The organism is Paenibacillus alba (assembly GCF_013204855.1).
GTDB lineage: Bacteria > Bacillota > Bacilli > Paenibacillales > NBRC-103111 > Paenibacillus_E > Paenibacillus_E alba.
The window spans coordinates 76012-89774 of record NZ_JABMKZ010000007.1 but is presented as its reverse complement, the minus strand read 5'-3'; the positions used below and the strand labels follow the sequence as shown (position 1 = coordinate 89774).

Here is a 13763-nt window from a genome sequence, read left to right as displayed (position 1 = left end):
TCCTATTGAATAGGACGTTTTTGTTTTGAGTTTTTTCTTTAGAAATTCCTTAGTTTTATCCCTGTAGGTTCTTTAAAATTGTAACTTAATATAATCTTATCGACATTAACAGAGGATTTTAAAAAATGATCAGTGACACAATCATACCTCTTGTCAATCACAATTGAAAAAATAAGGAGAAGGGTGGGGAGTTTCATGGCTTCTGATCAATATTTAATGTTTTTACAAAAATTCATTCAAAACCCTAAGCAAATCGGCAGTGTAGTGCCAAGTTCTCGATTTTTGGCTAATAAAATGGTTCAGTCTGCTCCGTGGAGCGAAGTTGGTTCTGTTGCTGAACTTGGATCCGGCACTGGTGCAGTCACTCGGTTTATCAAATCGAGTGTATCGGACTCAACTAAAGTATTTTTATTCGAAAATGACGAAAGCATGAAGGCTAATTTACAGAAGCAGTACCCTAATTATGTATGTCACACAAACGCATGTTACTTAACAAATGTAATAAATCTCCACGGCATCCATCAGTTAGACTGCATTATTAGCGGACTACCATTTTTCAATTTTCCAAGAGAACTTCGAGAAACGTTAATTGATCAAATTGTTAAAGCCTTAAAACCGGGAGGCTACTTTGTTGCCTTTCAGTATTCTCTTCAGATGAAAAAGCATTTAGTACATGCATTCGATATCGAAAGGATAAATTATGTTCTGCTTAATTTCCCGCCAGCATTTGTGTATGTATGCCGTAAAAAGGGGGGGATTGCTTGAATTACGACACACTCCTACAATCTATTTCACAATTTGGATATGCCGCGTTGTAACAGCAGAAAATATGTTAAACAAATACGGAAATTTTGCTTTAAGCTTTAGTTACTTCATTCCGGTTGTCAGACATATTATTCCCTATTTAGTTGGGATGAATAAAATGCCGTATCGTACATTTGTGCTTTATTCTTGAGCAGAACATAAAACCCGCAAAAAGCCTTGATTTTTCAAGGCTTTTTGCGGGTTTTATGTTCACTTTTTGGCTTATCTTATGCTATCTTCCGCATAGCATGTGCGACTCGAAATCGAGTATGCATGTTCAAGAAATTACCGCTAAGCTATCGCGTCGCTTTTCACGGCGGAGGATGATCGGAACCGTGATCGCTGCAGCGATCACCAACAACGGAGCTAGTAAACCAGCGATGGGTAACGCCGATGCGCCATTCGCTGAGAAGACGCTAAAGTCCCAGAGCCCGTGCAGGAACATGGAGGCCACGAGCGATCCGGTAGATCGCCGGGCGAGATAGAAGATTGAACCGAGGCCGAAAGCGATCATTACCTGGAACAGGGCACCAGCCCCGATGCCCCAGAACATGTTCGGCAGATGGAAGACTGCGAACATCGCTGTTGAGAGCAGCCAGACCCCGGTTTCGCCGAATCGGCTGCGCAGAGCAACAATCAACTGACCTCGGTTGATCATCTCCTCATTGAAGCCGACCATGATACTGCCGAAGATGAGATACAGCCACATGAGGGGCGTGACACGGGTGAAATCGCCGGTCAGCAAGTTCACGATCGCGATGACTATCATGATGATCGGGAGAGTCATTGTCCATCGAGAAAGACGCCGCCTTTCAACCAGGCTGGGGCGCCACCATCCGTAGATCGTGACCATTATGATGGTCAGCAAGGCACCGCCGGACAGCGGTGCGATGTACCAGATAAGAAGAGTCCGCTCACTCTCACCCACTCGCGTGTAGTCGATGCCGTTGAGCACGAAGATCGCGTAGAAGACTGCGCTGTAGAGGAAATATGCGAGAACACCCCATCCTACGCGGGGACGAACCGGAAGGGCAGGATCCAAAGATTCTTGCCGCCTATTGATTGACATCATAAACACTCCCACTATAAATTAATATTTTCTTTCATTTGCTCTTGTTTTCTTAAGCTTTCAACACCTTGCATATCCACACCATTCCTTGGGCGGTTTACCCTTCCATGTCACGCGGGGCCTTAGCCCTTACATTCCTTCGTTCTACCTCTCAAGGGGGGACGTCGCTTCTTGTTCCTTTACTCGGTCATTGCCCTATCGGTGATGTTTCTGCGACCTTCACGAGCGCTGTTGTTACGATCATGCGTTCTCCTCCTTTTATCAACCACTAAGCGCAACAACAGTCTCATTGAACTGGCAAACGCGCAAAGAAAGTAACACTTCATGAGCAGAGAATGATACAGGAATCCAACGGAAGCTGCGGTGACAAAGGACATATTTGAATCGCTTCCTCATTTACAAGTATAGTAGCCCAATTTAAACAGAAGCTAAACAAATGGATGAAAATCAGCTGAATTTTTGCTGCTGCCGTTTAGGTTCTGTTTAAGCAACTATGCTACGATGACCAGGGTGAAGATTTAGAAAAGAAACCGGCGGCATGAATGGGATACTAATTAAAATATACTTACTATAAAAAGGAGGGTGTTCCATTAGTCATAGAAATGACTGGGGACACCCTCTTTGAAAACGGAACTAGATTTGTTTAAATGGAAGCAGTATGAGTTTGGACCGGAGTTAGACAAGCGAATTCGTTCCTAATTTAAAGCCAACAAATGATTCCTATAGGACGGATGAGACCTATACAATGGAAATATCTTTATAGAGCAGTGGATTCAACGGGTAATACGATTGATTTCATGTTGTTTGAAAACCGAGATACTCCCGCAGCCAAACGATTTTTCGAGAAAGCATTGACTTCACCGCATAATCAATCGCCGCGCGTGATCACCGTTGATAAAAACACAGCTTACCCTACCAGCGGCTTTCGCGTTTTGCAAAAGTCTTTATTCAATCAACTCACGTATTGCCCTAGCAAATCTGGCTATCCCCAGTTCAATATCCTCAGGCTTGGTTCTGGCGAATGTAAGCCGCACGTAACCCGAATCAGAACCATACACACTCCCTGGTACAAATATAATTCCTTTCTTAATTGATTCTTCCAACAATTTAGCGTCCGGAATATTCGGGATCAATTTGCACCAAAAATGCAATCCCCCTTCTGGTGCGACGTATTCAATCAGACCTGAAAGCTCTTTCTCCAAGGATTCGATGAGTAAATCCCGTTTAAATTGAAGTTGGATACGCAATCGCTCCAAATGGGGATCTAAATAAGATGACTGTAAAAATTGTCCCGCTACCAGCTGAGGAATGATGCTTAATCCAAAATCCATCTGTTGTCTAGCATCGGCTAGTCGTTCCACAATGGAACGAGGCGCTACCATCCATCCTATCCGTAAGCCGGAGGCTGCGATCTTGGAGAATGAGCCAATATATAGAATTGAACCCATAGTATCCATTGATTTGAGTGGTAAAGGAGGAACGCCATCATAAGAAGTTAAGCTATATGGATCATCTTCCACAACAGGAAGTCCTAATTCACTAATGATATCAAGAAGACGTTTGCGTCTTTCATTACTTAGCACTGTTCCCGTCGGGTTCTGGTAGTTCGGATTCAAGAAGACCATCTTAATTCGATGTTTTTTGTATAAAGTGCGAATATCTTCTGGCTGTATGCCATGATTGTCAACCGGCAGGCGGAACAAACGAAGACCGGCTGATTGAAACATAGGCAGCGAATAGCAGTAGGAAGGATCTTCAATAGCAACGGCATCACCAGGTGACAGCAGACATTGCGTGATTAAATATAACGATTGCTGGGATCCCGATGTGATAAGAATGGAGGATTCCGTTGTCCGAATGCTTCGATAATTGTTCAGAAATTCTACTAAAGCCTCTCTTAATAGAGTCGAACCTTGAGGGTTATCGTAACCCATATACGACGTATATGCGTTTCTACTCATTAATGTAGCGATTTCATCTGTGGGTGCTAAATCAGCCGATAGTTCAGGGCTCGCAAAATCAATCAGCGATGGATTTTGAGCTAACGCTTCGCGGATCCTTCGCAAAAAGGGCAGGTTCGGAAGAAAGTTTCCTCCCTCGGCAAAGCGACTCCAGTTTGGAGTATGCTTCGGAGTGGCCCCCCATTTGGATGTACTTACCCGAGTCCCGCTACCAGCACGGCTTTCGATAATCCCAAGGGATCGGAGTTCGGCGAATGCAGAAATGACGGTGCTGCGGTTCACATCAAATTGTTCAGCAAGTTTCCGCTCAGAGGGCAGCAAACTACCCGGAGGAAACTCCCCATATGAAATTCTTTGCTCGAGATGATCGGCAATTTGTTCGTAAATAGCTTTTTTATTATTGCGTTCAGGTTTCCACATCTTAAAATCCCCTCGAGTAATCAATCAAACCAAACAAATTTTAATTTTATAATACCACTTATCTACGAGAAATAATCGATGTTTTCGTCATTATCATTTAGCATTCTGTGAACATGAATGGATTGCTGAACTAATCTCATGGTTCACCTCGGCTTATTGTTAGTGGATGGCATAAAAAACTGATTGATTGGTTGGTTACATTCGTCCGCTGCAATTCTATGATATTAATTAGTATTACGGTTGATGTCATATACTGTGGAAAGGAGATGGACCAGTTGGCAGCTTTGATATCTTTTATTTTGCTTTGCTGTGCACTTGTAGCAAGTCCTTTGATTATCGCTATAGGGGGAGCTGTTCTCATCCGTAAAGATGAGCTTGATATGAGCAAATAGTAAAGATTAATAATTCCTCTTAAAAGGATTAACCACCATGAAATATAGAGTCTAGAAATGAAGGAGAGAATGAAAATGAATAATTCACATAGAGACAATTACGAACAAAAATTGGATGGACTTCTCCCATTAACAATTATTTTCTTTCTTTTAGTTTTTTCAGGTGTTTTTTATTTTCTAATTAACGAAATTTTATTGAAGTAAAGCTATTTCTTAGTACAACATAACAGTTTAGTAAAGAAAAAGCAGTGCTTATCATTTTTACTTAATGATTAGCATCTGCTTTTTTATTTTATATCGTTTCTGGGGAAGATCTGGAGGATTGATTCGAAGACAGGTGTGGAGATTTTGAACATTTTAAAGAGATTAAATGCGCAAGGTCGAAGGGTTCAAGTCCCGTATGGCGAAGGCAGTAGTAACCATTAGCATGGCGTAATTAATCCATGATTTCAGACCAAGATTGGATTAACAATATCTTTACAACGGCTTTATATACTATTTGATACAATGACTTTGTTGCAACGGGCACAAATTTAAATATCAATAGGAGTTGTCGAAACATTGTTGATTAAAAAAATTAGCAAGCTATTTACTATTGTTTCACTAGTTATTGTATTACTCAGTCAGAGTATTCCTCTCCCCACTGCTTTTGCAGACGCGGGCGACAAGGTTTTTGACATTGTTCAGATTCCAGATTTTCATGGAACGTTGGTTAACGGAGAGAACCGGCCTGTTGCAGCGGTATTGGCTCGTAATATTGAAGAAATAAGAAGTCAGAACCCGGATCGCACGCTAGTTCTTGGAGGCGGAGATAATTATCAGGATAAGAATCTCTACGATTTGATACATGGATTGACTGTTATGAAGGTTTTCAATGCCATGGGCATGGAAGCATCGACGGTGGGCAATCATGAGTTTGACTGGGGGCTTGATGCGGTCACCAAAGATGTTAGCAGTAGCAACAATTTCCCTTTACTTGCTGCTAACCTATTCTATAAAAATAACAATCAACGTGTGCTTGATGCTTATAAAATATTCGAAAAAGACGGTGTCAAAATAGCTGTCATTGGGGCTGTAACACGAGATACACAATACGCCCTGCCTGGGACCGTGGATGCTTACAATTTTGAGGATATTGCAGTTGTGGTAAACAAAGCGGCAGTTGCAGCGAGAGCTCAGGGCGCTCAAATTGTTGTGGCAAATATTCACGAAGAGAATGATGATGACACAAAAGGCCCGATATTTGACATTACAAAGCAGCTGGAAGGTGTAGATGCTGTATTAGGGGCTCATGGTCACAGAGATCTAAAAACGGTAGTTAACGGTATTCCATTGATTATCGGCAGAGCACGTGGCGAGGATTTCGTACATATGAAGATTTCTTTGTCATCAGATAATAAGCTTTCTTTTGATTATAATCAAATTCCAATAGATACGGACAGTGTGGTTTTCCCATTTGGTTTTAGGGCGGATCATCCCGTTGTGAACCAGGCCGTACAGGATATAGTTGCGGACTCAATCGTGCAATATCCGGTATTGAAAGATAAAAGCTTGCTTAATCTTGGGAATATTGAGACGAACGAAGTAACAGGAAATCTGGTACTTCCAGTTACAGGAGCAAATGGGACTACGATCAGCTGGGAATCTAGCAATCCAGCAGTTATTGTAACGAACGGTACCGTACATCGTCCTGCGGCCGGCTTAGGGAATGCCGTAGTTACGTTGACAGCCACCATTACAAAGGATGGTATAAAGGATACTAAACAATTTGCGGTTACTGTATTAGACTATTCTACTCCGAGGAAAGTGAATGTGGCTAAGAAAGCAATCGTGACCGCATCTTCTGAATACAACTCGGATTATCCAGTTAAAAACGTGAAAGATGGCAAGCCCATTGTTATGGATCAATATGAATGGGCATCCAAAGGCGAAACGAAACCATGGATAAAATTAGAATGGCCGGAAGCGGTTAAGATCACTAAAATTAATATGTATGATAGACCCAACATAGATGATAATGCGAATGGCGGTTTAATTACGTTCAGCGACGGCAGTACGATGGAAGTGTCTAATATCGATCCAGGAGGCAAGCCAACGGCGGTTACCTTTCCCGCGAAAACGATAACCTCCCTGAAGTTTGAAATTAGTGGTGGTGCAGGTAGTAACGTGGGGCTCGCCGAATTGGAGGTTTTCGGCAACGAGGCAGCTGTTAGCGGCAAACCGCAAACGGATGATGCAAGATGGGTGAGTGGAGAATTTCATGCGCACACCTACTTATCGGATGATGCACAGGAAAGTGTCGCAAGTGTATTGGAAAATGCTTTTGATATCTACGATCTAGATTGGCTAGCAACTGCCGATCACATGAGATCATCTCATCGAGATGATGAGGGGAGAGAATTAAATAAAACGATCCCGCGTTCACAGTCCATCACGGATTATGCAATTCCAAAGATGGATCAATCCAAAGAGTTGTACAAGGATAAGATCATGTTCCCAGGATTTGAATGGGACATTCCCAACCACGAGCACGGATCTGTGGGGATTGTAACAGAAGACAAAGATGCTGCAGCCAAATTTGAACAAATGTTTGGTGATCAGGTCGTTGAAAAGTATAAAGATTTGGCCAAAACAAACCAAACGCATGAGGATGCAATAAACGGGATCAAATGGCTTAAAAATAACTATCCTGACACCAGTTATTTTCTCGTTAATCATCCTTCAAGAAAGCTGAAATATACCATAAAGGATTTCCGTGATTTTAACAATGCGGCTCCAGAAGTTAGTTTTGGTTTTGAAGGCATGTTGGGGAACCAGATGGAGGGCACCCGAGGTGGTTATGATCATAATGGAGATGTTCAAGGTAGATCCTATGGCGGCGTAGACTACAAGCTAGCGAAGGTTGGCGGATTTTGGGATGCTATGTTAGGAGAAGGCAGGAAATTCTGGGTTTTTGGGAATTCTGATTTCCATTTTCCTAATGGTAGTGGATACTGGCCTGGCGAATACGCTAAGAACCACACATGGGTACAAGGTCGCGATATGAAGGACATCGTGAATGGCATGCGTTCAGGAAAATCATTTTCTGTGTTTGGAGACTTGATGAACGAGCTCGACTTTACTATTACAAACGGTGCTAGTAAGGAAGAAATGGGTGGAGAACTTCTTGTGAAAAACGGGGATAGCCCTAAGCTCACCATTCGTTTCAAAAGTCCTGACAAGAACAACAATGGAGATCCTGTAAAGGTTGATCATATTGACCTTATAGCGGGCGGTGTCACCGGCAAGCTTGTACCGGGGACAGCGGACTACGAAAATAAAGATACGAATGATACAACAAAAGTGATTCATACTTTCACGAGCAAAGACTGGAAGGTCGAAGACGGATGGAACGTAATGACCTATGATCTTGGTCAGGTAAATACAAACCAATATTTCAGGTTGCGGGCGACGAATCTTGCTCCGAACGTGGAGAATGAAACAGATAAAGACGGAAATCCGCTATTTGATATTGCTCTTGCAGAAGATACTCCAGCTGCAAAAAGTGCACGGAATTATAAAGATTTATGGATGTATTCGAATCCGATCTTTGTAAGTGTTGCGAAGGATATACCTAGATGGATGGTAGGAGAGTTCCACAACCATTCGTCACTATCGGATGATGCAGATAATTCGCTCACAGATTTAATACATAATGCGTTCGATAAGTATAACCTTGATTGGGTTGCAACTGCTGATCATATGAGACTATCTCATCGAGATGATGAGGGGAAAGAAATAGGAAAACAAATTCCGCGTTCCCAGTCAATCAACGATTACGCTATACCTAAATTAAATAAATTAAGCACACAGTATAAAGATAAAATCATGTTTCCGGGATTCGAGTGGGATGTCCCATCACACGAGCATGCATCGGTGGGAATTATTACAGACGATAAAGAAGCCGTAAGCAAATTCGAACACATGTTTACCCTGCAAGACATTGAGAAGTGGACGAATGCAGGTCTGCCTAAGGTAAATAAAACACATGAGGATGCAGTAAAAGGGATCGAATGGCTTAAGGAAAATTATGCGGATACAAGTTATTTTCTGATCAATCACCCCTCAAGGAAGCTGAAGTATTCCATATCAGATTTCCGCGATTTTAACAATGCGGCGCCGAATATAAGCTTTGGATTTGAAGGCATGCTGGGTAACCAGATGGAGGGCGGCAGAGGTGGTTATAGTTCTACAGCGGATCCTCAAGCTAGATCCTATGGTGGTGTAGATTATAAACTTGCGCAGGTTGGCGGATTTTGGGATGCTTTGTTAGGAGAGGGTAGGAAATTTTGGGTTTTCGGAAACTCTGATTATCATGCTCCTGATTACTGGCCAGGCGAATACTTAAAGAACTATACATGGGTAAAGGGTACCGATATGAAAGCCGTCTTGGATGGCATGCGGTCAGGTAAATCGTTTTCCGTATTTGGAGATCTAATGAACGAGCTCGACTTTCATATAACAAATGGGAATAACACGAAAGAAATGGGTGAAGAGCTTCAGGTTAAACAAGGGGACAATGCTAAAATCACAATTCGCTTCAAAAGCCCTGAAAAGAATAATAATGGAGATGTTGTAAAGGTCCATCATATTGATCTTATCGCCGGAGAAGTGACCGGTAAGGTTGAATCTGGAACAGCAGATTATAATAAAGACACCAATGATACAACAAAAGTAATCCACACCTTCAATAGTAATGACTGGAAAGTCGAAGATGGATGGAACGTCATGACCTATGATCTTGGTAAGGTAAGTAAAAACCAATATTTCAGGCTGCGGGCGACTAATCTTGCTCCGAGCGTGGAGAATGAAACAGATGAATACGGAAATCCACTCTTTGACGTTGCTCTTGCAGATAATTCATATGAATCTAAGAGTGCGCGGAATTATAAAGATTTATGGATGTATTCGAATCCGATATTTGTAAATGTAGCGAAGGATGTTAATGTCACGGGCGTTACGCTCGATCAGAATAAAGTAACAATGAGTGTCTCAGGTTCCGTGTACGCTCTGGTTGCAACCGTTAATCCGGACAATGCTACGAATAAGGCAGTAATATGGAATTCGAGTAATCCAGCAGTAGCGACAGTGGACAGCCATGGTGTAGTGACACCTGTAGGAGCAGGAACGGCCATGATTACCGTGATTACAGCGGAAGGTGGCTTTAAGGCAACATGCGAAGTGACTGTGAATACATTGAATGTTGCAGTAACCGGCGTTAAGCTGAATGTCAATCAACTGACGATGAGTGTCTCGGGTTCCGTGTATGGTCTAGTAGCAACTGTTAATCCTACTGATGCAACGAACAAAACGGTAACATGGCGTTCGAGCGATACAGCAGTTGCAAAAGTGGACAGCAATGGCGTTGTGACACCAGTAGGTGCAGGAACGGCCACGATTACCGTGATTACAGCGGAAGGTGGTTTTACGGCAATAAGCGAAGTGAATGTGCTTGCAACGAATATTGCTGTAACCGGCGTTAAGCTAAATGATAATCAACTGACGATGAGTGTCTCGGGTTCCGTGTATGGTCTAGTAGCAACCGTTAACCCTACGAATGCGACAAACCAAACGGTAAAATGGAGTTCGAGTAATACAGCAGTTGCAAAAGTGGACAGCAATGGCGTTGTGACACCAGTAGGAGCAGGAACGGCCACGATTACCGTGAAAACAACAGATGGCGGCTTTACGGCAATTTGTACAGTAACAGTGAATAGTAGTAGTAACCCTGATGATAGCCCAAGCACGGTTCCAAATGACAACACACCTAAAAAAGAAGTCAACCCAATAAGCGAAAAACCTGGAGTGCTAGTTGTAAAAGCGAGCGATATTTCGGGACATATCGGGAATGGGGTCGCTACAGTCACCGTTAGCGGTGATGTCAAGGAAATTGAGCTTCCTTCTAACACAGCGGAACTGCTTGCACAAAATCAGCTTAAGCTTGAGATGGGCAAAGTTACATTAGATATACCGTCTGATTTAATTCAGCAGTTGACAAGTAAGGTATCTGCTGATGAATTGAAGGAAAGTAAAATTGTACTGAAGAAAGAGGCGTTATCCAAATTAGAAGAGCGCGAAATTATCGCAAAAGGTTTGGCACCCAATCAAGATCAGATTAGAGTATCGGGTGAAATCTACGAACTTAGTTTGCATATTGTTACAAAGGAAGGGAAAATTTTTAAATTGTCGAAGTTTGACAAAGCCATTACGATTCATTTGAAATCCGATCCTTCTATGAACCAGTCATTATCCGCAATCTACTATATTGCCGATGACGGAAAGCTTGAATTTATCGGTGGAAAAAATAGTAATGGGGAAATGGTTGCAGAGGTATATCACTTCAGTAAATATGCAATCCTCGAACTCAAAAGAACGTTTACTGACGTTCTATCAACTCATTGGGCTGCGGACACGATTCAAATATTAACGTCCCAGCACATTGTTGAGGGGATTAGCGAAATGAATTTCGAGCCTGAACGGTCCGTTACTCGTGCTGAATTCGTAGCGATGCTTGTCAGATCCCTTAACCTCAAAACGAAGGGTGAACAAAAGTTTTCAGATGTTGCTTCTAATGCATGGTATGCAGATTCGGTTGCTTTGGCTGTAAAATCGGGAATTGTCTCAGGAAAGAGCGACACGATTTTCGAACCGAACGCCCGCATCACACGTCAAGAGATGGTAGCAATGATGATGCGCGCTTATACAAGCATCAATGGAACGAAACCAGTAGGAAATACTAGCTCTTCATTTAATGACGAATCTACAGTAGCTCCTTGGGCACTGGAATTTGTCAGAGCGGCGGCGAAACTTGGTTTAATCCAAGGACGCGCATCGGGTCAATTTATTCCTGACGGAATGACGACTCGAGCAGAAGCAGCCCAAGTCATTCGCAATTTGTTGCAAAAATAAAAGTATATCGCCGCTCATGTGAATTAGATCGTTCACACGAGCGGCTTTTGTGTGTTTACTTATTCTGGGAAATGGCTTTCTCGAGCAATGCCGAACCATTCGATCTCTTGGTTCTGCTGCTAGACATTTAGCTTACGTTGCATCGGGAAGATTGCACGCATTTTGGGAAAATGGCTTGAACGCTTGGGATATTGCAGCTGGGGTGCTTCTCATTCAAGAAGCAGGGGGCAAGATGACTGACACGAAAGGGAACGCCTATAGTTTGCTTACAACAGACGTTGTTGGAAGCAATGGCCCCGCGCACCTCTCTCATTTCCTGCTATAATAAAGATATCAACGGAACAAGGAGCAAGTGTAATGATTACTGTGACTGGATATCATTTTGTCCACCTGGTATATGAAGATGATAATATCTGGATTTGCCACGCTTATTCCGAGCATGTATCACGTATCATACTGTGGAAAATGGTCAAGGACGGCCCAAGAACCATGATCGAGAACTCGAAGCTTATTCATGAATACGAGACGCTGGCATTACTAGAGATGGAGGGGATCCTCAAACCTCACACACTGCTTCGGCAGGGAGGGTCGATGGTGTTGATTTTCGATATCATCAACGGTATTGTTCTACGTCAATATATGTACGCCGGTAGAACGGAAACGCTGCATTTTCTGAAGATTGCGATCAAAATCTGTGATATCCTCGTTGAACTGCATCGTCATGAACTGCTGCATTTAAATATTAGGCCTGATACCATTATCTTAGTTGAGGACAAAATGCAGGTCTGCTTGACCGGTTTCAGCGACTCCGTACCGTTCAGACAATCGCTGAATGCAACACAGTTGGAAGGAAGCCCTCCTTACATGGCCCCAGAGCGAACAGCAGGTTCGCGTCGATTACTCGATGGACGTACCGATCTATACTCGCTGGGCGTGACGTTCTACGAGATGCTGGCTGGAGAGTTACCCTTCCAGGAGAAGGAGCCTCTTGAATGGGCTCACGCACACATTGCCAAGCAGCCTCCGTCGTTAGTGGATAAGGCTGGAGTGACTAAGATGCTCGCTGCCATTGTATCGAAGCTGCTGGCTAAGATGCCGGAGTCTCGTTATAACAATGTGAAAGGGCTGCGTGCTGATCTGCTGATATGTCTTGAACAGTGGGAGGAGCACGGAGAGCTCAGGGACTTCGAACTGGGCTTGGAGGATGAATTGCCTTGGAACGAAGGGGTGGCGATTGAGCGTAGAAGCATCGATCTTCAGGTTGTGAAGAATCCCTCAGTTCCACAGCAAATGTTGGATCAGGTGGCAGCCTCTAGCTCCATGCCGATCCGTCAAAACGGAACAACTCCTTTCTCGGACAGCGGTTACGCCCATATGCTTGACCTGACTGCGGTATTCAAGGCGTCACATATATTTGCTTCTGAGACTGATGGACACGAGCGGGTGCGAAAGCTGTTGCTGATTATGCTGGAGCAAGCCGGCGCTTCGCGAGGATGCTGGGTCACAATTAAGGATCGGAACTTTACCGTGGCACATACAGCGGAGTCAGCGACGGGCCAAGGCTGGACCTTTGAGAACAAGACTATTTCGCTGGACCATTACTGTGGTGCCAGTTCGGAAATTATTCAATCTGCCGCTGCCAGAAAACAGTTGGTCTGCTTGAATGATGCCACTCAAGATGGGCCTTATGTGGATACGGATTATGTGAAAAAATGGCGACCGAAGGCAGTTTTGTGTTTGCCGATATTGATCGAGCAACAACTGTCCGGCTTGTTATATGTAGAGAATCATTTATCTTCGGGCGCTTTCTCCCTTGAACGGCTCGGTGTACTTCGAATGTTGGCGATGCAGGTGTTCTATGCGAAACGATTAATTGCTGAGTCGGATCCTCACCCAGTTTTATTTGGACTTAGACTGGATACACCCGCTTCTGCTTCGGGAATCCTCTCGATACGTGAAATCGAAGTGCTGCAATGTATGGCTTCGGGTCTGTCTAATAGGGAGATCGCTGAACGGTTGAACATAGCAAGAGAAACGGTGAAGGTTCATGCTCGTAATATTTACGACAAGTTAGCGGTGAGTGGGCGGATGAAGGCGGTGGATGCGGGGCGTAGTTTAGGCCTGATTCGTTAACCTAAGTAACATCGAAAATACCCCGTTTGGGGTATG

Annotated in this window: 7 protein-coding genes and 1 pseudogene; 6 read left to right on the top strand and 2 right to left on the bottom strand. The window is 43.5% G+C overall.

The window, feature by feature from the left end; all coding sequences use genetic code 11:
• Window positions 1–195: 195 nt before the first annotated feature.
• Window positions 196–765, top strand: coding sequence for a class I SAM-dependent methyltransferase (locus tag HQN90_RS12220; protein ID WP_173218562.1), 570 nt, complete (start codon window positions 196–198; stop codon window positions 763–765).
• The gene (locus tag HQN90_RS39930) at window positions 701–955 is read left to right on the top strand and encodes a DedA family protein (protein WP_420851046.1); all 255 of its coding nucleotides are present in this window, start codon (window positions 701–703) and stop codon (window positions 953–955) included. Before HQN90_RS12220 ends, HQN90_RS39930 begins: the two co-directional genes overlap by 65 nt.
• A gap of 126 nt (window positions 956–1081) precedes the next feature.
• On the opposite strand, the gene HQN90_RS12210 is transcribed toward HQN90_RS39930, so the two are convergent.
• Window positions 1082–1876 carry a CPBP family intramembrane glutamic endopeptidase gene (locus HQN90_RS12210; RefSeq protein ID WP_173218561.1) on the bottom strand — a complete coding sequence of 265 codons (795 nt, stop codon included), beginning with the start codon at window positions 1874–1876 and terminating at the stop codon, window positions 1082–1084.
• Window positions 1877–2533: 657 nt separating this feature from the next.
• Between HQN90_RS12210 and HQN90_RS12205 the strand changes: the two are divergent.
• A pseudogene (locus HQN90_RS12205) lies at window positions 2534–2787 on the top strand (DDE-type integrase/transposase/recombinase); the annotation flags it as partial.
• Between the two features lie 30 nt (window positions 2788–2817).
• On the opposite strand, the gene pdxR reads toward HQN90_RS12205, so the two are convergent.
• Window positions 2818–4254, bottom strand: coding sequence for a MocR-like pyridoxine biosynthesis transcription factor PdxR (pdxR, locus tag HQN90_RS12200; RefSeq protein ID WP_173218560.1), 1437 nt, complete (start codon window positions 4252–4254; stop codon window positions 2818–2820).
• A gap of 953 nt (window positions 4255–5207) precedes the next feature.
• Between pdxR and HQN90_RS38265 the strand changes: the two genes are divergently transcribed.
• Genes HQN90_RS38265 through HQN90_RS12160 form a run of 3 tightly spaced genes read left to right on the top strand, consistent with a single transcriptional unit; the run spans window position 5208 to window position 13727 of the window.
• Window positions 5208–11594, top strand: a complete 6387-nt coding sequence (locus HQN90_RS38265) for an S-layer homology domain-containing protein (RefSeq protein WP_216855297.1) — start codon at window positions 5208–5210, stop codon at window positions 11592–11594.
• Window positions 11595–11643: 49 nt separating this feature from the next.
• Entirely contained in the window at window positions 11644–11919 is a 276-nt protein-coding gene (locus tag HQN90_RS12165; protein ID WP_338042306.1) for an inositol monophosphatase family protein, read from the top strand.
• 32 nt (window positions 11920–11951) lie between these two features.
• Window positions 11952–13727: a protein kinase domain-containing protein gene (locus tag HQN90_RS12160; protein WP_173218559.1), complete on the top strand. Its 1776-nt coding sequence runs from the start codon at window positions 11952–11954 to the stop codon at window positions 13725–13727.
• Window positions 13728–13763 lie beyond the last annotated feature (36 nt).

Coding starts and splice junctions, on each gene's coding strand:
- HQN90_RS12220 (WP_173218562.1), top strand. CDS start 196: ATGGCTTCTGATCAATATTTAATGTTTTTACAAAAATTCATTCAAAAC.
- HQN90_RS39930 (WP_420851046.1), top strand. CDS start 701: ATGTTCTGCTTAATTTCCCGCCAGCATTTGTGTATGTATGCCGTAAAA.
- HQN90_RS12210 (WP_173218561.1), bottom strand. CDS start 1,876: ATGATGTCAATCAATAGGCGGCAAGAATCTTTGGATCCTGCCCTTCCG.
- pdxR (WP_173218560.1), bottom strand. CDS start 4,254: ATGTGGAAACCTGAACGCAATAATAAAAAAGCTATTTACGAACAAATT.
- HQN90_RS12160 (WP_173218559.1), top strand. CDS start 11,952: ATGATTACTGTGACTGGATATCATTTTGTCCACCTGGTATATGAAGAT.